The sequence below is a fragment of the Nocardiopsis sp. ATB16-24 genome, from assembly GCF_030271535.1.
GTDB lineage: Bacteria > Actinomycetota > Actinomycetes > Streptosporangiales > Streptosporangiaceae > Nocardiopsis.
On record NZ_JASCXJ010000004.1, the window covers coordinates 274,079 to 296,562 of the forward strand.

The 22,484-nt window shown below is 66.7% G+C and carries 20 protein-coding genes and 2 pseudogenes; 10 read left to right on the forward strand and 12 right to left on the reverse strand.

Annotated elements, in window-relative coordinates:
- Nucleotides 1-451 precede the first annotated feature (451 nt).
- The 4 genes from PFX91_RS07420 (at nt 452) to PFX91_RS07435 (ending at nt 10,043) form a co-directional block, all read left to right on the forward strand.
- The gene (locus PFX91_RS07420; protein WP_285730408.1) at nt 452-2,563 is read left to right on the forward strand and encodes an ATP-dependent nuclease; all 2,112 of its coding nucleotides are present in this window, start codon (nt 452-454) and stop codon (nt 2,561-2,563) included.
- Entirely contained in the window at nt 2,560-4,536 is a 1,977-nt protein-coding gene (locus PFX91_RS07425) for a UvrD-helicase domain-containing protein (RefSeq protein ID WP_285730409.1), read from the forward strand. The genes PFX91_RS07420 and PFX91_RS07425 overlap by 4 nt, the downstream gene beginning before the upstream one ends.
- Nucleotides 4,537-4,646: 110 nt before the next feature.
- Complete coding sequence (pglW, locus tag PFX91_RS07430) at nt 4,647-8,933, forward strand: BREX system serine/threonine kinase PglW (RefSeq protein ID WP_285730410.1); 4,287 nt, start codon at nt 4,647-4,649, stop codon at nt 8,931-8,933.
- A 180-nt stretch (nt 8,934-9,113) separates the two neighbouring features.
- Complete coding sequence (locus PFX91_RS07435) at nt 9,114-10,043, forward strand: type IV toxin-antitoxin system AbiEi family antitoxin domain-containing protein (protein ID WP_285730411.1); 930 nt, start codon at nt 9,114-9,116, stop codon at nt 10,041-10,043.
- A gap of 139 nt (nt 10,044-10,182) precedes the next feature.
- Here the strand turns inward: PFX91_RS07435 and PFX91_RS07440 are convergent, their stop codons facing one another.
- Nucleotides 10,183-10,545 carry a nucleotide pyrophosphohydrolase gene (locus PFX91_RS07440; RefSeq protein WP_285730412.1) on the reverse strand — a complete coding sequence of 121 codons (363 nt, stop codon included), beginning with the start codon at nt 10,543-10,545 and terminating at the stop codon, nt 10,183-10,185.
- A gap of 82 nt (nt 10,546-10,627) precedes the next feature.
- Complete coding sequence (locus PFX91_RS07445) at nt 10,628-10,891, reverse strand: hypothetical protein (protein ID WP_285730414.1); 264 nt, start codon at nt 10,889-10,891, stop codon at nt 10,628-10,630.
- Nucleotides 10,892-11,139: 248 nt separating this feature from the next.
- On the opposite strand from PFX91_RS07445, the gene PFX91_RS07450 reads away from it, so the two are divergent.
- The 4 genes and pseudogenes from PFX91_RS07450 to PFX91_RS07465 form a co-directional block, all read left to right on the forward strand.
- A complete protein-coding gene (locus PFX91_RS07450) occupies nt 11,140-11,268 on the forward strand; it encodes a hypothetical protein (protein ID WP_285730416.1) in 129 nt (42 codons plus the stop codon).
- 119 nt (nt 11,269-11,387) lie between these two features.
- Entirely contained in the window at nt 11,388-12,641 is a 1,254-nt protein-coding gene (locus tag PFX91_RS07455) for an outer membrane protein assembly factor BamB family protein (RefSeq protein ID WP_285730418.1), read from the forward strand.
- A gap of 29 nt (nt 12,642-12,670) precedes the next feature.
- Nucleotides 12,671-13,207, forward strand: a pseudogene (locus tag PFX91_RS23110) (nSTAND1 domain-containing NTPase); the annotation flags it as partial.
- Nucleotides 13,208-13,298: 91 nt separating this feature from the next.
- A pseudogene (locus PFX91_RS07465) lies at nt 13,299-13,625 on the forward strand (WD40 repeat domain-containing protein); the annotation flags it as partial.
- Nucleotides 13,626-13,762: 137 nt separating this feature from the next.
- Here PFX91_RS07465 and PFX91_RS07470 read toward each other — a convergent pair.
- The 3 genes from PFX91_RS07470 to PFX91_RS07480 are packed head-to-tail and all read right to left on the reverse strand — an operon-like array spanning nt 13,763 to nt 15,352.
- Entirely contained in the window at nt 13,763-14,626 is an 864-nt protein-coding gene (locus tag PFX91_RS07470) for a helix-turn-helix domain-containing protein (RefSeq protein WP_285730421.1), read from the reverse strand.
- Nucleotides 14,623-15,150: a DUF6879 family protein gene (locus PFX91_RS07475; RefSeq protein ID WP_285730423.1), complete on the reverse strand. Its 528-nt coding sequence runs from the start codon at nt 15,148-15,150 to the stop codon at nt 14,623-14,625. Before PFX91_RS07475 ends, PFX91_RS07470 begins: the two co-directional genes overlap by 4 nt.
- 1 nt (nt 15,151) lies before the next feature.
- Nucleotides 15,152-15,352 carry a hypothetical protein gene (locus PFX91_RS07480; protein ID WP_285730425.1) on the reverse strand — a complete coding sequence of 67 codons (201 nt, stop codon included), beginning with the start codon at nt 15,350-15,352 and terminating at the stop codon, nt 15,152-15,154.
- A gap of 188 nt (nt 15,353-15,540) precedes the next feature.
- Between PFX91_RS07480 and PFX91_RS07485 the strand changes: the two genes are divergently transcribed.
- Nucleotides 15,541-16,644: a HesA/MoeB/ThiF family protein gene (locus PFX91_RS07485; protein WP_285730427.1), complete on the forward strand. Its 1,104-nt coding sequence runs from the start codon at nt 15,541-15,543 to the stop codon at nt 16,642-16,644.
- Nucleotides 16,641-17,132: an HIT family protein gene (locus PFX91_RS07490; RefSeq protein WP_285730429.1), complete on the forward strand. Its 492-nt coding sequence runs from the start codon at nt 16,641-16,643 to the stop codon at nt 17,130-17,132. The genes PFX91_RS07485 and PFX91_RS07490 overlap by 4 nt, the downstream gene beginning before the upstream one ends.
- A gap of 472 nt (nt 17,133-17,604) precedes the next feature.
- Here the strand turns inward: PFX91_RS07490 and PFX91_RS07495 are convergent, their stop codons facing one another.
- From PFX91_RS07495 to PFX91_RS07525, 7 genes are all read right to left on the reverse strand, one after another.
- On the reverse strand, nt 17,605-17,904 hold the full coding sequence (locus PFX91_RS07495) for an NIPSNAP family containing protein (protein WP_285730430.1): 300 nt from the start codon (nt 17,902-17,904) through the stop codon (nt 17,605-17,607).
- A 103-nt stretch (nt 17,905-18,007) separates the two neighbouring features.
- Nucleotides 18,008-19,171, reverse strand: a complete 1,164-nt coding sequence (locus tag PFX91_RS07500) for a methyltransferase domain-containing protein (RefSeq protein WP_285730431.1) — start codon at nt 19,169-19,171, stop codon at nt 18,008-18,010.
- 251 nt (nt 19,172-19,422) lie between these two features.
- Nucleotides 19,423-20,265 carry a helix-turn-helix domain-containing protein gene (locus PFX91_RS07505; RefSeq protein WP_285730433.1) on the reverse strand — a complete coding sequence of 281 codons (843 nt, stop codon included), beginning with the start codon at nt 20,263-20,265 and terminating at the stop codon, nt 19,423-19,425.
- Nucleotides 20,266-20,820 carry a DUF6879 family protein gene (locus PFX91_RS07510; protein ID WP_017604996.1) on the reverse strand — a complete coding sequence of 185 codons (555 nt, stop codon included), beginning with the start codon at nt 20,818-20,820 and terminating at the stop codon, nt 20,266-20,268.
- On the reverse strand, nt 20,817-20,942 hold the full coding sequence (locus PFX91_RS23245; protein WP_502888273.1) for a hypothetical protein: 126 nt from the start codon (nt 20,940-20,942) through the stop codon (nt 20,817-20,819). The genes PFX91_RS07510 and PFX91_RS23245 overlap by 4 nt, the downstream gene beginning before the upstream one ends.
- A gap of 232 nt (nt 20,943-21,174) precedes the next feature.
- Nucleotides 21,175-21,429, reverse strand: a complete 255-nt coding sequence (locus PFX91_RS07520; protein WP_285730436.1) for a DUF397 domain-containing protein — start codon at nt 21,427-21,429, stop codon at nt 21,175-21,177.
- Nucleotides 21,426-22,289, reverse strand: a complete 864-nt coding sequence (locus tag PFX91_RS07525) for a helix-turn-helix domain-containing protein (RefSeq protein ID WP_285730437.1) — start codon at nt 22,287-22,289, stop codon at nt 21,426-21,428. The genes PFX91_RS07520 and PFX91_RS07525 overlap by 4 nt, the downstream gene beginning before the upstream one ends.
- Between the last annotated feature and the right edge of the window lie 195 nt (nt 22,290-22,484).

Genomic DNA, 22,484 nt, shown 5'->3' on the forward strand with positions numbered 1-22,484 from the left:
ATCAGTTTCCTGAAGCCGCGCCGGCCCTGAGACATCCCCGCGAGGAACCACCGATGGGATCCGTCCCTTCACGGTGACGAGGATCCCGAGTACGGGGTTGCGGGTGACCGGAAGGAGACAGCGGCTTCACCCCGCCTGCCCATCACCGTCCGGAACGCTGGGCGAGCGCCTGAGAGAACTCGGGCCGAGTTCCCGATCACCCCCGCACCCCGGCCGTCCTGGAGAAGTGCGATCCCTCCGGGGTGTACGTGGTGCCCCGCCGCTCATCCTGGGCGGGGCTCGTGTTGCCAGAAGAGGGCGCTGATTACCACGACCTTTTTCTCCAAAACCAGAGTGCGGGCTCCGATCTCGGTATAACGTTCATCCGACTCGTGTCGGCCCGGAGCCGAGTGACTCATCCGGGTGTCCCCTTTCGCCGTGCCCGGGGCGCGGCCTTCCCCCAGAGGTGTGCATGCGCATCAAGACCGTTCGCGTCGAGAACTTCCGCAGGTTGCGTTCGGTCAAGATCGACCTGGACAAAAAAGCTACCGTCTGTGTTGGTGCCAACAACAGCGGTAAGACCTCCATCACGCATATCTTTCGCTCCTTCTTCCTGCACAAGGGAAGTGACCTGACGCTGTACGACTTCAACTCTGGCTGCTGGGAAGAGTTCGAACAGGTGGGTGAGGGGTGCCCCTTTCCCGTCATCCGCTTGGATCTTCTGTTGGAAGTTGACCGGCAGGACTGGTATCGGGTCGTGCAACTGATGACTTTGCAAGACCTGGACCGGGAGATCGGTGAAGTCGCCCTACGTGTGGAGTTCGGCCCTCGTGAGGATCACGACACCCTTGTGGCCAGGTATGCGGAGGCGCGTGGGCGGGCCTTGCAGTCCGGCCTGGACAGGTCGAAGGAGAAGAGCCCTTACAGTCCCTGGCCCGAGAACATGTGGGACTACCTCGACAAGATGCTCAAGGAATCCTACGCGTTGAGTTACCACGTTTTGGATCCCCGCTCGCTCCACCACGAGGAGCCCGGCGTTGTGGTGGGTCCGCTGGAGAACTCACCTACCGCCGCACAGAACCTCCTCAAGCGATTGATTCGGGTGGACATGGTGGACGCTCAGCGCTTCCTGTCCGACGACTCCACATCGAACGGACGAGATCTGTCTCGACACCTACGTCGGTTCTACCAGCGCAACATCGATACCGATGAGGTCGACCACGATGCCCTGCAAGCGTTGCACGAGTCAGAACGCAGCTATGAGAAGTACTTGGACCGGACGTTCAAGGACACCTTCGACTCTGTGCATGACATTCCCTATCCGGGGCTGAAGAGCATGCCCAGATTGGTCGTGCGGAGCCGCTTCGACAACGAAGGGCTGCTCACCGACAGTGCCTCCGTTCACTATGAATTCTCCGAGACCGGGGAAAGCGGAATTCCGAGGGAACTCCCCGAACGCTACAACGGACTGGGATACAAGAACCTGCTCTACATGCTCATCGAGATCATCGACATGTACGAGCAGTGGTCCAAGAAAGAGGCAGAACGTCCGGCGCTGCACCTGGTGATGATCGAGGAGCCGGAGGCGCACATGCATCCCCAGCTTCAACAGGCGTTCCTCGACGCGGTGAGCTCGCACGTGGAGAAGAAGGCCGAGGTCGGGTTCCACACCCAACTCGTCGTCACCACACATTCGCCCCACATCATCCACAACACCTCCTTCAATCCCATCCGGTACTTCCGGCGCTTGGGGGGACTGTCCGGCGTCCCAGCAACTGAGATCAAGGACCTGTCTCACCTCCAGACGGGTGGGAACAGTGGTTTCCTGCGGCGGTTCCTGAAACTGACGAACTGTCACCTCTTCTTCTCCGAGGCGGTGGTGCTCGCGGAAGGGGACGCCGAACGGGTACTGTTGCCGATGATGATCGAGCGGGACATGCCTCGGTTGACAGACCTCCAGCGCGCTCATGTCTCGATCCTGGAGGTCGGCGGTTCCCACGCCTTCCGTTTCCGGCCGCTGGTGGAGTTCTTGGGCCTTCCCACGCTGATCATCACCGACCTGGACAGTGTGGGTCCCGATGAGGACAGAAGCGGGAAAAGGGTGTGGAGGGCATGTAGAACTGATGTTGACGTGGCTCGTACTTGCAACCAAACGCTCAAGAAGTGGTTGCCGGGCGAAGAGAGGATCAAGAAACTTCTCGCTCTTTCCGAGGACGCCAAGACGAAGGTCTATGGATCAGGGGAGACCCGCTCTCGCGTGCGGGTGGCCTATCAGGCTCGGGAGCGGTCGGTGTGGAACGATGATGAGCTCAAGGTCGCAGGGCGTACCTTCGAAGACGCCCTCCTGTTGGAGAACCTCGACTGGGTGAAAGAGCACGGAGAAAAAATCGCTCTGAGTCTTGATCCGGACGCCACCCATGAGGAGGTGGTGGGGCAGATCCATGAATTCGTTCGTTCACCCAAAGGCGGAAAGACGAATCTCGCCCTGACGTTGCTGGACCTGGACACGTGGGAAACCCCCGGTTACATCAAACGAGGGCTGCGCTGGCTCAACGACCAGCTGATGGAGGAGACGAACCTGTGAGTCACCGTCTTCAGCAGAAGAACACCGAGGCCGACGAACGAATCGGCGAGTTGCTCGATCACCCGATCAAATCAGGGTTCGTCGTCATCGCCGGTGCCGGGTCGGGAAAAACCACCTCGCTCGTCAAAGCCCTCGCCCACATCGGTCGCAGGCACGGGGCCCGTCTGCGGAGAGAGGGACGTCGGGTCGCCTGTATCACCTACACGCACAACGCGGTGGAAGAGATCCGACAGGACATCGGTGGGGACGATCTCTTTCACGTCTCCACGATCCACAGTTTCCTCTGGGAGGTGGTCAAACCCTTCCAGAACGCGATGCGACAGTGGACCCAGGGCCGTATCGAAAAGCTGATGAAGGAGAAACGGGAGCACAACGCCAAACCACGCACCCATGATTCCACGCGAGTGGAGAACGAGCGTGCCGTCGCCAAATTGACGAAAGCCCTGGAGAAGCTGCAGGAGCCGGACGTCCGTCTTCGCTACGGAGCCGCTCAAGACTACGGCCAAGGGGTCCTCGGCCACAGCGACGTCGTGGCGATGTTCCCCGACCTCATCGAGCGTTACCCCAACCTCGCCGTGATCACGGCCCAGGCCTTCCCCTACGTGCTGGTCGACGAGAGCCAGGACACCGCTCCACGTGTGGTGGAAGCGCTCACCAGCATCGAACGTCACGAACGCGGCCGGTTCTGCCTCGGCTTCTTCGGCGACCCCATGCAGCAGATCTACGGCACGGGTGTCGGGATCATCGACAAGGAGCCCACCTGGTCGGAGATCCCCAAACCACAGAACTGGCGCTGTCCACAGCGGGTCCTGGACGTCGTCAACAACATTCGTGACGGTTCTCCCAGAGACAGGGGACCCCGGCAGGAGCGCGGCCCGGGAGCCCCGGACATCTCCGGGAACGCCGACCTCTTCGTTCTCGACGTGGAAGGAAAAGAAGAGGAGCAGTTGGCGCGAGTACGTGGTCACCTCTCCCGAGAACAGAACGACCCCGCGTGGCTCGGCGTGGGAGAACAGGACGTCAAGATGCTCGTCCTGGAACACAGGCTCGCGGCTCGAAGGCTCGGTTTCGAGGAACTGCACGAGGCGTTCGGCAAGGACCGCAGGCTGGCAGAGCGATTCGTCGAGGGTGATCACTGGAGTCTCAGATCCTTCCTGACCAGGATCATCCCGTTGGCCGAGGCGGTCCATGAGAAGAAGGGCATCGCCGCACTCGCACTCTTGCGAGAGTTCTCTCCGCGCCTGGAGCCCTTCCTACGAGGAACGGAGTCCGCTGAGGTCCTACCTCGTCTCAAGGAGGACACAGAGGAACTGGCGGGCATGTTGGTGAAGGAGAGCCGGGCTACCGTACGTGAGGTATTCGAACACGTGACGAAGTGTCGTCTGCTCCGCTTCGACAGGAGACTCGCCTCCCACCTACGACGTGGCCCTGCGGGTGCGGTCGTCGCAAGGCCTGAGGTGGAGCAGGTGCTGGAGGACGACATGGGACACGAGCGATCGGGACAACCGGCTGAGGGGAGTGGTGAAGACCTGAAAGCGGCGATGGTCGCCTATCTGGACTGTCCAGCGGTACAGGTACTGGCTTATCGGGACTACATCGCGGGCCGGACGCCTTATCAGACACACCAGGGGGTCAAGGGGGCCGAATTCGAAAGGGTCCTGGTGCTCTTGGAGGACGACCGGAGCAAGCACTACCAGTTCTCCTACGAGAGGCTCTTCGGACTCAAAGAGCCCACCAAGAGGGAAATCGAGAACCTGGAACGGGGGGAGGACACCATACTCGAACGGACCCGCAGGCTGTTCTACGTGGCCTGTTCACGTGCCGAGCGTTCACTCGCCGTCGTGCTCTTCACCAAGGACACACGGAAGGCGCTGGAGACACTGAGGAAGGACAGTCCCTTCCCTGCCGCGAACGTCCATGGGATCGATGATCTGGAACCTCAGCGGCCCCCCGGGTATGGCCTGGTGGGTTGAAACCGCACGGCGTTCCGGCGGTCCCTCCGGGGCCATCACGTTCGTCGCGGACAAGTCCTATGCTGGGCGGGCAGCCGTGTGGTGCCAAAGCTGGACAGGGAGCGGATCGGATGTCGAACCGGTGGTGGGGAAGACCCTCGGAATTCCCCTGGGAGCAAGCCGCCCTCGAACACATCCGGGAACGGTTCCCGAGGACCGGCAACTACCGAGCCTGGGCCGGGTTCACCTTCACCGCTCGCAGCCGGCGCATCCGCGAGTGCGACCTGTTCGCCGTCACCCCCACGGGCGCCTACCTGGTGGAGATCAAGAGCCATCCGGGGAAGGCCACCAACCGCGGATCCGACTGGACCTTCACGGACCGGCACGGACAACGCAGGACCATCAGCAACCCCCTGCACCTGACCGACCTCAAGGCCAAGGAACTCAGGAACCGTCTGGAGTGGGCGGTCAAGCACCTCGGCCTGCGCGATGTTCGGGTGCCCTTCATCGAGGCCGGCGTCTTCCTCTCCGACCCCGACCTGCGGTGCGGGTTCGACGAGGTCCAGAAGGCCAACGTCTACGGTCGCGACGGCCTGGAGAAGCAGACCGGCCTTCCCGGGGTGTGGGACGGTCTGCTCGGCGCCCCGCACAGCAGGATCGACCCGGGCTTTCTCAGGCACGTCGGCCGCCTGATGGAGGCCATCGGCATCACGCCCATGGACCGGGCGCTGAACCTGGGCGAGTACACCCTGAACAAGCGCTCCCTTGACAGCGGTCCCACCTGGACCGACTTCGAGGCCGAGCATCGGCGGCTGGGCGGCGTCAGCCGAGTGCGCCTGTACCACTACGGCGAGAAACCCACCGAGGACGAGCGCCGCTCGGTGGAGCGAGCCGCCAAACGCGAGTACATGTCCCTGGAGGGGATCTCCCACGAGGGCATCGTCAAGGCCGAGTACTTCGGGCTTATCGACGAGGGCGGAACCGACCTCGGCCCGGCCATCGCCTTCCGCCACCACAAGTCCTGGAAGCGCCTGGACCACTTCATGGCCGAACACGGCGAGGGCCTGGACGTCGACACCCGGATGGAGATGGTCCGCCAGCTGGCGGAGGCGGTCAACCACGCCCACCGCAACCGGCTCTACCACCGGGCCCTGGCCGCCCGCAGCGTGTGGGTGGAGATGGACGGCAACTACCCCCGCCTGTACATCGCCGACTGGCAGGTGGCCTCCCGGGAGAGCCTGCGCCTGCGCGGCAACCGCACCTCCCACACCACCTCCGGCAGCGGGGCCACCGAACACCTGGAAGCCGTCCTGGGCGGACGCGCCCTGGCCGCCCACGTGGAGAAGGCCGCCGCGCCCTACCTGGCCCCGGAGTTCCCCGACTACACCGGTCGGGCCGCCGCCCAGGACCTGTTCGGGCTGGGCGCGCTCACCTACCTCATCTTCACCGGACGCCCGCCGGCCAAGGACCGCGCCGAACTGGGCCAGGTCATCCAGGAACACGATTGCCTCACCCCCGCCGCGGTCAGCGACGACATCGTGCCGCAGTTGGACACGCTGGTGCGCGAGGCCACCCAGCGTTCCCCGGGTGAGCGGTTGGCGACGGTGCGGGAGTTCCTGCGCATGCTCGACGAGGTCGAGGAACGCCTGACCCTGCCCGACGTCACCACCGACCCGCTCGAGGCCCGTGCCGGGGACGAGATCACCTCGGGGTGGAAGGTCGGCAAGGTCCTGGGCAAGGGCGCCACCTCCCGGGCGCTGCTGATGCGCGACAGCCGCACCGGTCGGGAGGTCGTCTACAAGGTGGCGCTGAACACCGACTCGGCGGCCACCGCCCTGCGAGGTGAGGCCCAGACCCTGCGTGAAGTGGGCGCGCACCCGCGTATCGTCTCCCTGACCTCCTCCGAGGAGGGCGCCGCCCCCGGGATCGAGGAGATCGGCGACCGCACCGTCCTGGTCCTGGAACGGGCCGGAGAAAAGACCCTCGCCGACTTCCTCGGGGAGGAGGGCGCGCTCACAAGCGGAGAACTCAACACCTTCGGACGGCACCTGTTCGAGGCCTTGGAGTACCTGGAGGAGAAGCAGGTCCTGCACCGGGACATCAAACCGGCCAACCTGGGTGTGCGGGAGGTCCCCAAGCAGGCCCGGAGCCTGATGCTCTTCGACTTCTCCCTGTCCAGGGCGCCGCTCACCCACACCTCGGCGGGCACCCGCGGCTACCTGGACCCCTTCCTGGGGGAGCACCGCCCCTACGACGCCTTCGCCGAACGCTACGCGCTGGCCGTCACCCTGCACGAGATGGTCACCGGTGAACTCCCGGTCTGGGACGAGGAGGGCGTCGACCCGGAGTTCCTCGCTGAGGACGTGGTCGTGCCCCGCCTGGCCGAGGAGGCCTTTCCCAAGCAGAGCCGCGAGGCCCTGGTGGAGTTCTTCCACCGGGCCCTGCACCGGCGCGTGGAGGAGCGCTTCGCCACCCTGGCGGACATGCGCACCTCCTGGGAGGCCTCGTTCCACGTCAGGCCGGCGGCCGAGAGCCCGGTGGAGGACGAGCAGACCCGCCGTCGCAACCAGGAGAGCGCCACGGTGGACACCCCCCTCCACCTGGCCGGGCTCACCCCGCTGGCCGTGGACACCGCCCAGCGGATCCTGCGCTGCGAGACGGTGGGGGAACTGCTGCGCACACCGATCCGCGACATCACGCACATGCGGGGCAGCACTCGCAGCATCCGCAACGAGCTGAGCAGCGCCACCGCCTACTGGCGCAAGCACCTGGACGTGGCCGAGTACGCGGTCCCCGCCAAGGCCCAGCTCCCCAGCGGAGCCGACGAGGAGGCCAAGCGCAACGCCCTCGTCGACCAGGTGGTCCGCCAGTTCCTGCCCAACACCACCGATGCCAACCGTTGGTGGATCCGGGTCGTGCGCGAACTCCTCGGCCTGCCCGAGGACCGGAAGGGCCTCCTGGACTGGTGGCCCACCCGCCGCGAGGTGGCCCGGCGCCTGGAACTGCCCCTGGAGCGGGTGGAACAAGCCCTACAGGAGGCCTTCACCCACTGGAGCAAGAAGGCCTCCCTGCTCGGCTCGGTCCGCGCGGACGTGGTGGACATCCTGGCGCGCAACAGCCGTGTGCGCGAGGTCCGCCAGATCGCCTCCGAGCTCCTCGCGTTGCGCGGCTCCACCCTGGAGTCGGAGGAACGCTCGGTGTACGCCCTGGCCGCGGTGCGCGCGGTCGTGGAGTACGAGGAACAGCGCACCGAACAGCGGTTCGTCACGCGCCGCTACCCCCGCAAGGTGATCGTCGCCCAGGTCATCGACAACGACCCCCTCGTCCCCGTCGAGGGCGACCTCTTCGACTACGCCGAACTGCTCGGTGAGCGGGCCGACGCACTGGTCGACCTCGGCGACTCCGACGCCCTGCCCGGCCCCGGCCCGGTGCGCGAGGCACTGCGCGGTGTGGCCGCGCCCGAGGGGATGGAACCGTTCTCCGACACCGCCCTGGTGCAGATCGCCGCGGCCGCCTCGACGCGGGCCGAGGCGACCCCGCGCCTGGAGCTGTACCCCCTGGACCTGGACCTGGAGCGGGCCCTGCGCATCACCCAGGCCATCGGTTACCTGGGCAGGCCCGGCATCACCCCGGAACAGATCCAGGACAGGATCCGCTCACGCTTCCCCGCGCTGGCGCAGCCCAGCCGCAAGCAGCTGCACGACCTGCTCAAGAAGCGCCACCCCAAGCTCCGCGAGGAGCGGGTCGCAGACACCGTCTGCTGGTACCTGGAACCGGAGCTCACCACCTACCAGCCCTCTACCCACACCGGACACCACCCCGAGTCCGAGCAGGTGGACGCCTCCTCCCTCCAGGTCTGGCGACGCCTGGAACAGGCGGTGCAAAGGGGTGGATACCGAGCACTCAAGACGTGGCTGCCCGACACCGAGCGCTCCGCCCGGATGCTCACCCGCATGCCGGGCACCGTGCCCTTCGACGTCTCCACTGAGTTCGTCCGGGTCGTGGACGAGGTCATGGCGGCCAAGGGACGGGGCTTGACCTGGGAACACCTGGCCAAGGCCGACAACAGCCGGCCCCGTCCCCGCCCCTTCGAGGCCCTGCTCCAGGAGGCGTTCCAGCGCCTGGGCGATCGGGTGCGCGCAGCCGGCGCGGACTCGCCCACCGGACAGGGAGTGGTGGTGCTCTACCGGGCTACCCCCCTGGCCCGTTACGAGCCGGGCCGCGCCCTGCTCGGCCGCCTCGTCCAGGAGGCGAGGGAGGCCGACCGCGTCCCGTACGGGCTGTGGCTGCTGTGCCCCATGCGCGGACCCCAGGGTCCGGCCACCCTGGACGGGCGCCCGGCGGGCATCATCGCCGACGCCGAACAGGTACTGCTGCCCCGGGGCTTCACCGCCCCGGAGGCGTCCCTGGTGGGCTGAGGCCCTGCCCGTTCGAGACACGGGGGAGGCCGAGGAGACGGGGCGAAGGGCGGCTTGTCCACAGGCGCCGAACCGGCCATGGCGTGAGGGGCGGGGCGTGCGGATAGTGGGGGAATGAGCCCCACCCAACGTCCCGCCCTCCCGCCTTCCTGCCCGCCAAGCCCTCCCGGCCCGGCTCCCATGGAAGCGGCCGTCGCGATCGCGGCCGGCCAGTACGGGGTCCTCTCCTGGCCGCAGGCGCGCGAGTGCGGGTTGAACAGGTACGACCTTCGGCGGATGGTCCGACGCGGGGAGTGGCTGCACCCCCATCTTCAGGTCTATGTGGTGCGCCGCCTCATGCCCGGGGCCGACACCCCCGAACGGTTGCGCTGCCTGGTCATGGCCGCCCAGCTCGCGTTGGGGCCGCGAGCGTGCGCGGCCGGGGCGACCGCGGCGAGGCTGTGGGGCATGCGGGGCCTGGAGCGGTGGGACGGCCGCCGGGTCCACATTGTCGTCCCCGCCCTGAAGAGGCCACGGAAACTGGCCGGGGTCGCCCTGCACGGCTGGAACGTGCGCCCCGAGGAGGTCGCCGTGCTCGGCGGCGGGCTGAGGGTCACCGACCCGGGACGGACCCTGCGCGACACCGTCCCGGGTCTGGACCGCGAGAGCGCCGTGTGCCTGATGGATTCAGCCCTCAATCAGGGGCTGCTCAAAGAGCGGGACATCGAGACCATGAACCGTGTGATGCGGGGGCGGGCGGGGTGCGTGGACATGCGCCGGTGGTGGAAGCTGGCCGACGGGCGGGCGCAGAGCCCGCTGGAGACACGGATCCGTTTGATCTGCCGGGATGGGGGTCTGCCTCCCGATGAACTCCAGCGCCGCTTCACCGACCGGGAGGGCAGGACCGTGGCGGTGGTGGACTTCTGGTGGGAGGGGGCCCGGCTCATCGGAGAGGCGGACGGGCTCGGACCGCACAGTACCCCGCGCGCCCTGACCCGGGACCGGGAGCGGCAAAACGCCCTGCAGATGCTGTACCCGGACGTGCGCATCGTCCGGTTCACCTGGGCGGACCTGAGGAGGCCGGGCTACATCCTGGCGCTGGTGGCCGGGGGAGGACGTGGGGAGGGGTGACGAGGAAGGACGGTGAGGCTCCCCCACCCGGGGCCACCGGGACCGGGTGAAGGTGGCCCCGGGCGGGGGTGGTCCCGGGGTCGGACAGGGAAGGGGCGCGGGGTATTGATACCGGCACCGGTTCTTGCATGGGCCTCCCTCAAACCCCATCGTGGTGTGCCGTGTACTTCAGCGCGTTTCCTCGTGCCTTGGCCACCGGGTAGCGCTCCTGGTTGAGGCGGACCTTGTCCCTCAGAGCCTCGTCCAGGTCCACGTCCAGGACATCGGCCAGCCGCAGAAGGTAGGAGAACACGTCGGCCAGCTCATGGCGCACCGCCTCCGCCCGCTCAGGATCGTCCATGACCTGGGCGGCCTGTTCCGGGGTCAGCCACTGGAACTCGGCAGCCAACTCGCCGACCTCGCCCGACAACGCCATGACCAGGTTCTTGGGTGTGTGGAACTGTTGCCAGTCCCGCTCTTCAGCGAAGGCGGCGAGCGCAGCCTGCAGTGATGAGATTTCCATACGTGATCCTTATCAGTTTCCTGAAACCGCGCCACCCGGACGTGGGAGGCTTCCTTCACAACGGCTTTACCCCGCCTGTCCGTCACCGTAGGCTCACCGGGGGCACACGCGCCCCCTCGTCCCAGTCGAAGGCGACCTCTTCGACTACGACGAACTCCTCGGTGAACGGGCCGACACACTGGTCGATCTCGGCGACTCCGACGCCCTGCCCGGCCCCGGCACCGAATGCTCGGCCCGGATGCTCACCCGTATGCCGGGCACGGTGCCCTTCGACGTCTCCACGGAGTTCGTCCGGGTCGTGGACGAGGTCATGGCGGCCAAGGGGCGGGGGGCGACCTGGGACCACCTGGCCAAGGCCGACAACAGCCGGCCCCGGCCCCGCCACTTCGAGGCCATGCTCCAGGAGGCTTTCCAGCGCCTGGGCGAGCGGGTACGCGCCGTCGGCGCGGACTCACTCACCGGTCAAGGTGTGGTGGTGCTCTACCGGGCGACCCTCTGGGCCGTTACGAACCGGGCCGTACCCTGCTCGGCCGTCTCGTCCAAGAGGCGAGGGAGGCCGACCGTGTCCCGCACGGACTTTGGCTGCTGTGCCCCATGCGCGGACCTCAAGGCCCCGCCACCCTGGACGGGCATCTGGCGGGCATCATCGCCGACACCGAGCCTTACAACACCGAGCGTGGAAGAATGGACGAGAACTACGATGCTTCCGGTTCGGAAGACTGATGCCTGAGCGTTTTTTTCCGGTCCCAACCGTGAAGATGTGGTTTGCGGTGACCAGCAGGCCCCTTCCGGCCGTTGCCGTTGCTGTTGTTCTCACCGCCGTGGTGAGCGGGTGTGCTTCCGTGTCAGGGAGCGGAACGGGGGACGGGCTCTTTCCGGAGTCGGAGGTGCCCCACGAGGTCGCCGAGCACCCTCTGGAGGAGCGTGCCGTCCCGGACACCGTTTCCGAGGCCGCCTGGACATGGGAAAGTCCGCGAATGGTGGAGGTGGAGGAGATCCTCCCCGTTCCCACGGGTGCGGTCCTGCGTCTGACCGATGGCGTGGTGGCCCTGGATCCGGTGACGGGCGAAGAGGTGTGGACGTTCCGTCTTCCGGGGGTGGAAACCGACGCGGCGGTCTCCCCTGACGGGTCCGTGGTCGCGGTGAGCGCGGACGGGGCTCTGGTGCTGCTGGACTCGGCCACGGGCGAGAAGTCGACTGGGGAAGAGTACGGCCCGGACGGTGGCGGAGGGCTGGAGCTGTCGGGGGCGGGCCTGGTGGCCGACGCCGGCATGGTGACGGCCACCGAGGACGCCGGTTCCGGCCTGGAGGTGGCACTGCGTCCTTGGAGTGAGGGGGGTGGGGGTTGGACGGCGGGTCCTCTGCTGTGTGGCGACGGTTCGGCGGGGACCGGTGTCGAGGACGGTTTCCTCACCCCCACGGGTGTGGTGGTGATCTTCGGGTGTTCGGGTGGTTCCTCGGCCATGGTGAGCCTGGATTCCTCCTCGGGTGAGGAGCAGTGGCGGTTGATCCCGGAGGAGGACTACGCCGACGATCTCAGTGAGAACGGGGGCTCGGATGCGGGTACGTTCGCCGTGGTCGGACGGGTGGCGGTCCTGCAGAACCTTGCCCGTGAGCGGGGCAGCGTCGTGATCGACACCCGCACCGGACGGGTGTTGTCGGACTCGTTGCCGAGCGAGAGCGAGGCCGACACCGTACGCGTGCTTTCTGACGGTTACGTCGTCAGATGTGCCGAGGGTACCGGTGAGGGCGTCCGGGCCTGGTACGAATTGCGTGATTTCTCCGGTGAGGTGCTCAAGACGGTGCCGATCGGCAATGCTCGGCTCGACTCGTTGCTGCCGTTGAAGGGGAGCCTCGTCCATCTGGAGTGGCGGGAGTCGGGGCAGGCCCCGGAGGTGGTGGTCTTTCCGTGGGGTGAGGGGGAACCCTCGGCGAGGATCGCCTCTCCCGTGCGTGTGGACACCGCCGACCTTCCCAGTATCTGGCGTGCGGAGGAGGTCACGGGACCGGGGGCTTTCCAGGCCGTGCCCGGCGGGGTGCTGCTGCTGGAGTACACGCGCGGTGGTTTCCACGACCGTGTGGCCGGGTTCGTCTGAGACGGCTCGACCAACGCGACCGCCACGTCGTGGACGCCTTCGTCGATGCGCGTCTGCTGGTCAGCGAGGTCCACGACGGCGGCCCCGTGGCCCAGGTCGCACACGAGGCACTCTTCCGTCAGTGGGCCCCACTGCGCCAACAGGTGGAGGCGCACACCGAACGCCTGCGCCGGCGCGCCGAACTGGAACGCTGGGCGGGCGACGGGGAGAGCTCGGGCCGCGATCCCGACTACCTGCTCACCGGTACTCGCCTGACCACCGCCGAACGCTGGCTGGAAGCCCTGCGAGAGGGAGGACAGGACCCCCGGCGCTCACCGCCTTCGTCGACGCCTCCCGGCGCCGCGACCACCGGTTCCTGCGCCGCGTGTCGCTCTCCATCGCCGAATACGTCCTGGCCGGGGTGGAGGAACACCCCGGGCTGGCCGTCCTGCTCACCCTGGTCTCCCTGGAGGAGTGCGATCCTGCTCCGGTCGTACGCGGTGCCCTGCTGTCGGCCCTTGCCCACAGCCCACTGCTCCGCCGTCTTGACCGGGCACACCGACGCCGTCTGGGGAGTGGCGTGGTCCCCCGACGGCACCCGCCTGGCCAAGGAATCGGAGGACACGACGGCGCACCTCAGGGAGGTGGAGCCCAGGACGGCCGAACACGCCGTCCACGATGCCGAGGGAACGGCGGTCAACGCCTTGGACAGCCGGGACGGCACCCTCGGCCGCTGCGGGCGAGGACGGAGACGTCCGTGTATGGGAGCGGGGCGCCGCACGACCCGTACACCTGCGCGGCCACAACGGCACGGTGTGCGACGCCGCACTGTCCCCGGACGGCAAGGTCCTCGTCTCGGGCGGCATCGACCGGCGCGCCCTGCTGTGGAACCTGGAGGTGGGCGAGGTCCTGGCCGAACTGGACCACGAGGGCGCCATCGTGGAGTCGGTGGCCTGGTCTCCGGACGGCGACCGCGTCGCCACCGGAGCCCAAGACCGGAGTATCCGCGTGTGGAACGCGCGGGAGAGACGAGGGCGCGCCCCCTCCCGGGCCGTCGGGGAGGGCGAGGGTGGCGCCCAACGGGGGAGCGTTGGAGAGGCGGGGCTGGAAACAGCGGCCCCGACCGAAGAGAAACGGTGTGTTCACTTCCTGTCGGGCAAGGTCTGGGCACCCCGGCACAGATCGCGGCGCACCGACTCCACCAGGCGGATGGCGGACAGACCTCGTAGCGCCGAGCGGGACAGCTCCTCGAACACACGCACGTAGGGCGTTACCGCCACCTCCTCTGTCAGGCAGAGTTCGGCCCCGATCGTCTCCACCAACACCCGGTCATCGTCGAAGATCCAAAACCCATGCGAGGGCACCACGTCCATGCTCACGGCCAGGGGGATCACCCCGATCTCCACCCTTCCCCGAGCGATCTCCGAGATGAGGCGGGAGAGCTGTTCGACCATGACCGTGTCCGGACCCAGCCGGATCCGTAGAGCGGGCTCCCAGAGCAGGAAACGGAAGGTCTTGTCGGGCAGATCGAGGATGTCCTGCCGCTCCATTCGGGCACGTACCGCCTCGTCCACGTCATCGATCGTGTGGTGTCGTCGCACGCCCCGACGGAACATGAATTTCGCGTAGTCCTGAGTCTGGAGGATCCCGGGAACGCACGCCGCCTCGAAGATCCGGAAACATCGGGTGCGTGCGTCCAGAGGTGAGTACGAGCGTTGACGTGGTCCATGTCCACCGGCGAGTTGCCGGCGCCAGCTCGCGTAGTGGGTCTCCAAGGAGCGGAGCTGGGCCAGCAGCCCTTCTGCCGCCTGTGGACGTCCGCACACCCGTGCCCACGAACGCAGATCCTCCACACTCGCGGTCTGCCTGCCGTGCTCCAATTTCGACACCTTGGAGGGGTGCCAGTCCAAGCGTGCCGCGAGTTCCCTGCCGGACAGCCCGGCCTCGCTCCGAAGTTCGCGCAAGCGGACACCGAGCGAGACCCGAGCTGTCTGGTAGTCGGTCATCGTGCCCTTGTCGCCATGTACTCCGTGAACGTCAGAGCATGATGCCACGCCGCGTCGCGTGCTTGGAGAGCGGTCAACACATACCCGGGGTCTTCGCTGAGGGTCGCCCCCAGGAACCGGTCCCCGTCGAACTCCAGGCGGGCCACCGTACGGCTGTCGAAGACCCAGAAGTCGTGGTCGGGGAGTTCGGCGACGATCGGGTGGTCGCGGGGCAGGTAGCGGATGTCCTCGCCCACGCCGAGGTTGTAGGGAGTCCCCCACAGCTCCCAACGCAGATAGTCCGAGGGCGGATCGTCGATGAGGCGTACCCGTTCCATCCGTTTCCCGGTGGCGAGCTCCTCGCGCACCATGCGCAGCCAGGGCTTGAACCACTCCAGGCCGGGGTCCTTGCCCGCCAACCAGTCCTGAAAGGGTTGGTCCTCGTTGAGCTTTCCGTAGTGGGAGCGGGTTTCGAGCCGCCAGGCCGTGTGGCGGTAGCGGCGGAAGAGGTCGGTGAAGTCCTCTCCGCTGAGGATCGGGGGCATCTCACTCCTTGGGGGCGAATCGCGTCAGCAGGGCACGGGGGACGACGACGAACTCTTCACCCGCAAGGACGTCATTCAGCTGGGCCAACGCTTCGGGATCGGTCAGCCGATCGCCCTGGACCACGATGTCACCGGTGTCGGTCTCGTACAGCGTCGGACATCCGCCGTCCTGCGAGGTGGTTCCTATCTTGCGCAGCTTCATGGGCAGGCTTCCTCTTCCAGGGGGTCGAGAAGACCAGTCTCGCCGACCGCCACCGCACGTTTCCAGGCTTCGACAGGGCCTACGGGAGCAATTCCGAGCAACTTTCCGGGGCGGGACACCGCTCCGGTTCTACGGTCGGCGGTGACCTGGTTCCGGCCTTCGCGGCCCGACCGAAAGGCGGTCCCCTGATGCACCCTCCCGGCATCGAAACCCCGCGAGTACTCGCCCCCTATGTCCGTATCGGGGTGCAGGACGGCACACTCTTCCTCGGCTTCGGCTCCATTCGGCAGAACATCCGGGACCGAGGACTGTGGCGCCCGCTGATCCACCTCGCCGATCACTTCCGCGAGCCCCGAACCCGGGCCGAGGCCTTGGACTTCCTGCTCGGTCCTTGTCGGGTGGAGGCCGCCCGTGCAGAGGCGGCGATGTCGACCCTGGAACGCGGGAACTGCTTGCTTCCCCTCTCCGCCTACGACCCACAGGACCGCTACAGCAGGCACGCCCTGTTCTACGAGTTGTCCGGCGCGGACGCAGAGCGCGTGCAGCGACGGCTGGCCTCCGCCCACGTGCTCCTGCTGGGCTGCGGGGGGATCGGCAACCTGGTCGCGGTCACCCTGGCCACCGCGGGGATCGGCGCGTTGACCCTAGTGGACGCCGATCATGTGGAGCCGAGCAACCTGACCCGCCAGTTCCTGTTCACCGAGGCCGACGTCGGTTCGCCCAAGAGTCAGGTCCTGGCTCGGGAACTGCGCCGCCGCAACCCCGGATGCCGTATCCGCCCCATCGTCGGCGCGCCGACCGACACCGAAGACCTGAGAGCCCTTCCGGAGGCGGACCTGCTGCTGGTCTCCGCCGACGCTCCGGGACTGACCGGTCTGGTGAATGCTCACTGCGTCGACTCCGGCCGGGCGTGGCTGAACGCCTGCTACGTCAACGACATCGCGGTGTGGGGGCCGTTGGTGCTCCCCGGGATCACCGGATGCTGGGACTGCTGGCCGCTCACGGCAAGCGCCCCCGCCGACGAACCCGAGCTGGCGGTGCTCATCGGACGGATCAACGCCCGCTACCAGGCGCCGTCCAACGGCCCGGTCAACATGCTCGCCTCCTCCCTGGCCGCCCTGGACGTCCTGCGCCATCTGGGAGGGTTCGGAGTGCCGGCGTCCTTGAACCGGCGTATGGGCGTGTGGTCGCACGACATGTCGGTCCAGGCACAGCCCGCCGACCGTGACCCGTACTGTTCCACCTGCGCCGACGTCCGTCCCGCGACGCCAAGACACCGAGGAGCCCTGTGAGTAGCGAGTCCCACGCCCCCGAGTGCATCTTCTGCCGGATCGCAGCCGGTGACGCGCCCGCCCATCGGATCTGGGAGGACGCCGACCACCTGGCGTTCCTGTCGATCTTCCCCAACACCGAAGGCTTCTCGGTCGTGATCCCCAAGGCCCACCGACCCAGCTACGTCGTGGAGATGGAACCCGAGGAGTACACCGCGCTGCATCTGGCCGCCCGACAGGTGGCCCGTCTGCTGGACCAGGCGTTCGAGGACGTGGCCCGCACCGGGATCATGTACGAGGGTTACGGGGTCGACCACGCTCACGCCAAGCTCTTTCCCATGCACCACACCGCGGGTAACCAGGGCGAGAACTGGCGTGAGGTGTCCTCGCCCATCACCGGCTACTTCGACCGCTACCAGGGTTACCTGTCCTCCCACGACCACGTCCGCGCGGACGACGCCTGGCTCGCGCGCGTCGCCGAGCGCGTGCGGGCCGAAGCAGCGACCTGACGCGACGCGCGTCAGGGGAGCGACCATGCTGAAGGGGCGGGGCGGACCTGGTCCGCCCCGCCCCGAAGGTATTGGTGGATGTCAGTTGTTGCCGTCGTCGTTCATGGCCGCCTCCTCACAGCAGGGGTGGGGATCGTGTGGAACAGGGCGGTCCGAGGTGCCGGGTGATCGCCCCACATCCATCAAAGCCCGCGCCCGGTGACCGACCAATGCCCTTGCTCGAAGTTGCTCGCGAAGCGGAGGAACGTTGAAGGGGGCGGAGGGCCCCTCCGGCGGGGATCGTTGGCGGGCGCGCACGCAAAGCCTGCACCGTAAGGGATTCGCGGGTGGCCGGAAGGGGACAGCGGCTTCGCCCCGACTGCCCGTCACCGTGGTCTCACCAGGGGCACGCGCGCCCCTTGGAATCGGGAATACGCGACCCCTCGAGACGTCGGGCGCACATGCTCGCGGTCGGCGAGGAGGAAAGGCCGGGTCAGTGGACCCGGGTGACCTCGCGGACGTCGGTGGAGACCAGGTAGTCCTTGGAGTCCAGGTCCATCGCCTGGCGTTCGGGGGAGTCCCAGTACCGGCGGTTGCGTTCGGCGAAACTCTGGGGGCCGTCGTAAGAGATCTCCCAAATGAAGTGGTGGCGTTCCCGGTCGATCCAAGCGCCGCCGAGGGAGAAACCGAACTCCAGGCGCAGTGGGACGATCTCCTCCTTCCATCGCCGTACCCATGCGTCGAGCAGGCCTTCTTTGACGGTGTAGATGCGTACCTGGGTGGTGACGGCCACGGTGTTGCCCTTCCGGGGTGGCTGATGAGTAACCGGCCGTTCGTGGTGTCTCGGCCACGGACGGCCGGAGCCGCCCGTCATGTGCGACGGGACGTGGTTCCGCTCATGCGGGTTCAGGGAGGCCGTCACCTGTGCCCGGTACCTGGACCCAGTTGGGGCCGGAGGGGTCTCGCAGCCACACCCGGTGCTCGCCCGAGGCGTCGACGGTGAGCCCGTACTCGGTCAGGGCCGGGCTCCCCTGGGCCTGCCAGAACTCGTGGGAGGCCAGAACCCGCTCACCGAGGTGGTCGGGGCCGCCCTGCTCCACTCGCCCGTCCGAGTGCAGGCGTACCCATGAAGGTGAATCCGTGGCCGCGAGCCACACACAGCCGGACTCCTGGGCGGGCTGCGTCTGAAAACCCATGGCGGTACCGGGGTTCATCAGCGCCAATTGTGGACCGGCGCCGCCCAGGACCAGGTCTCGGGCGTCACCCGCGATCCGCCATGTCCGGTCGGCGGCGGCGTCGCGGTCGGGCGGTGCACCGCGTCGGGCCCGCTGCCGGCGCAGGCTCATGAAATCGGCCTCCCCGATGAACCTCCCCTGTGCCCGGCCGGCGCGCGGATCGACGACCAGCCTCGCCATCATCCCGCCGGGGAGGGTGACGCCGGGGGACCACGGAAGCACGATGACTCCGCCCGCCCGAGTCTGTTCGGTCCATGCTCGGGGCACCTGCACCACAGCGCATGTGGCGATGACCGAATCGTAGGGGGCCGCGGCCGGGTGCCCGGTGTGGCCGTCGGCATGTAGGACGGTCGGTGCGTAGCCGTTGGCCTCCAGAGCGCGGCGGGCCCACGCGATGACGGCGGGGTCCACCTCCACGGTGACGACGTGCCCCTGTGCGCCGACGAGTTCGCACAACAGGGCAGCGTTGAAACCGGTCCCGGTACCGACCTCCAGGACGCGGTGGCCTGTCTTCACCTCGGCGGCCTCCAACATCGCCGCCATGACCGAGGGAGCGGACGAGGAGGAGGTCGGAACGTTCACGGATCTGTTCGATCCCCCGTTGACCTGGGTGATGACGGGAGTGTCGTCATAGGCGTGGTCGGCCCAGCCTTCCGGGTCGGTGCGTCGGTCCAGGGGTTCTCCGACGACCTTGGGCCAGACCTGGTCAGGGAGGAACAGGTGGCGTGGGACTTTCGCGAACACCGCACGAATGTGCTCCTCGGTCTTCAGTCCGGCGGCGAGCCTGGTCCGCCGTGCCTCCAGCGTCTCGATCCCGTGGTTCACGCTTCTCCCGTCCCGTTGCAGTCGGGGCAGGGGACCATCTCCTTGTCCGACCACGGCCCCGATCCGTCTCCGCCCACGAAGACGTATTTTCCGCCGTCACATCCTGAACATGCGGCCATGTCTTCACTCCCCTTTCCGCTGTACTTCGCAAGAGATTAGGGAGGGATCACCTTGGTGGAAAGCTTTATGTGCGTCGATGCGCTTTCCCTCAGGACATGGTCGACCCAGATGGATATCTGTGAATAATTCGGCTAGTCCGGTGGGAGGGAGTCGATGGCGCGCAGCAGCAGAGCGCGGGCTTCGCGGCCGAACCGGGCGGCCCGGGAGCCCAGGTCGAAAGCTCGGGCGTATTGTGCCACCTCGGTGGGGTGGGTCAGGCGCAGTTCCGCCGACAGGGTCTCGACGGTGACGAGCCTGTCGTCGTGGACGCAGAAACCGTGTCCGGGCTCGAACACCACGCACTGGTCGAAGGGGATGATGCCCAGCGACACGTTGGCCAGTGTGGAGACCATCGCGATCCGGTCGAGTTGTTCCACCATCGATTCCTGGTCGGTGTAGCGGGTGCGGAGAACCGACTCCAAGATGAGGAAGCGGAATTTCTTGCGCCTGTCGTAGAGGATTTCCTGGCGCTGGAGACGCTTCGTCACCGCTTCTTCCGTGCCGGTGGACACCCCACGAAAATGCGCGTATTTCGTGATGACGGAGCGAATGTAGGGCTCCGTTTGCAGAAGCCCTGGAACGACGGTGCACTCGTAGACACGACGACTCCGTGCCGCCATGTCCCTGGTGTGCGCTTCGGCCTGAGGACCCTGCATGCCCGATCGTTCCTGAACCCGCCACTCGACGTACATCGATTCCAGGATGCCGAGCCGTCCGACGATCTCCTCGGCGGTCTCTTCCTCACCACACGCCTTGGCCCATGCCCGGATATCGGCACTGCTCGGGGACTGGCGACCGGTTTCCAGCCGGGAGACCTTGGGCTGGCTCCAGCCGAGCAGCGCGGCGAGCTGCGAACCGGTCAGACCCGATCCGGTTCGCAGCTCTCGGAGGTGGCGTCCGATCTCTTGACGGGCGCGTTCCAAGGAGTAAGACACCTACGTGCTGAACCGATTCGGTGCGTCGGGGTCGTATTCGCGGTGGGGGATGGCGTAGTGCCAGGCGATGTCACGCCACTGACAGTGCCGGGCGACCGCCGCCGGGTCGTCGATGACCTCATATCGGTAGGGGACGTCGTCGTCATCGAAGTGCAGGACGCAGACCCACCGGCTGTCGAAGAGCCAGAAGTCGTGCTGCGGCAGTTCCCCGACCGCCGGGTGGTGGCGGGGGAGCCACCGGATGTCCTCACCGGCTTCTTCGTTGAACCGGGTGGCGGCGTGCTCCCAACGGATGTAGTCGCTCAACGGCTCACTGACCACGCGGACCCGCTGCCACAGCTTCCCTGCCTCGCGGGCCTCGCGAACGTTGCGGTGCCATGCGGAGGTACTCGCGTACTTTTCTTCGAGGGAGGTGTCTCCGGTGCGCAACCAGTACTCGAACTCCTCCTGTTCACCCGAGATGTTGTACCGGTCGCGGATCTCCAGCTTCCAGGTGGTGTGTTCGAAGTCGAGGAATTGCCGGCTGAACTCCTCCTTGGTGAGGAGCCTGGTCACGAGGGCCTCTCCTTGCTCGCGAAGCGGAGGAGCTTCTCGGGGATCTCCACCACGGTTTCGTCGTCGGCCAGGTCGCGCAGGTCGGCAAGCGCTTCGGGGTCGGTGACCTTGTATCCCTGCACGACGATCGTTCCCCGGTCGGTTCGGTACAAGGTGGGGCATTCGCCATCCCGGCTATCGGTACCCAGGAATTCCAAGCGCATGGCACAAGCCTCTCGGGTTGGCGCGTAGCTGGTCGCGGGTGCGAGTGACAGCACCATGCTTGACCACCGTGGGCGCTCTGGCAACTGCTGTTCGTGTCCAGGATCGGCCAAAGCCCCACGTCCAGCGGGTGGCCGGACGTGGGACGAGGTTCTACGCCTGGAAGGCGCGGGCGGAAGCGAGGAAGGCGTCCCACTCGGCGGCGGGGAAGGGAAGGTGGCCGTGGTCGGGGTGCTTGGAGTCCCGGACGGCCGCGCCACAGGGGAGGTCGGCGACTTCGATGCAGTTGTTGTTGACACCGCTGTAGCTGCTCTTGCGGAAGGTGGCAGGGATGTGGGCGACCTCTACACAGTTCTGGCTTTGAGCGCTACTGTAGCTACTCTTCTTGAAAATCAGCTCGTCGTTCATGGTTTGCTCTCTAGGGTTTCTAGAACTTCTGTGATGAGTCTGGCGGACTGTGCCGCGCTCATCGCAGAGCCTTGGACGTCACCGAAGGTGACGCTGTGCGCCTCCACTTCGTCCGATTCTTCCAGGAAGAGGCCGCCTGAGGCAGTGTCCACAAACACGATTGGTGCATCAAGGGGGTCGGGGAAGTTCAAGATGCTAAATGGGGCGACAAATGCGGCATGCGCACCTGCGTCGAAGGGCACTACCTGAAGGTCGATGTTGGGAAGTTTGGCCATGTGGAGCAGGTGACGCAATTGCTCAGCCATGACCTCAGAGCTACCAACCACACGGTGCAGCACCGCCTCGTCCAGGGTCACGCGTAGGCTTGCGGGTTTGAACCGTGTCAGGATGTCGCGTCGCTCCAGGCGGGCTTTGACTCGGCGTTCGATCTCCTCCTCGCTGGTGTAGCGCCCACCTTGGATGACAGCTCGGGCGTAGTCGGGCGTTTGGAGAAGCCCAGGGATCACCAGCCCCTCGAAGGTGCGGATAGCGGACGCTTCCGCCTCGAAGTCAGGGAGCGACTGGGGTCCGAACACCTCCTTGTACTTCGACCACCACCCTCGGACCTTGGCGTCTCTAGCCAGGGCATGAAGAGCTTCGCGCTTGCCGGGATCGGTGACCTGGTACAGATCCAACATCTTGTCGAGATCGTCGGCCTTGACCTTCTGGGTCTCAGCGTTCTCGATCATGCTGAGTTTGCCGGCCGCCCAGCCAAGGGACTTGGCTGCGTTAGCCGAGGTGACCTTGGCTTCTTCCCGAGCGCGCTTGAGCTCGGCAGACAGGCGGCGGCGACGCAGAGTTGGACTGTGAGGACGTTGCATGATTCCAGTGTAACTCAAGTTTTTTGAAGTTCATGTTCTCAGGTTGACTTTCCTGAGCTTCAAGTTCTAAAGTCATGGGTGTAGCCAGTGACCGACGTCTCACACAGAGTCCCTGCTGGTCAGGCTACGCCGTGCCCCTTCCCGCTGCGCGGGAAACGCGAAGGTCCCTACCTGCGGGCACACCGAACCCCTGTT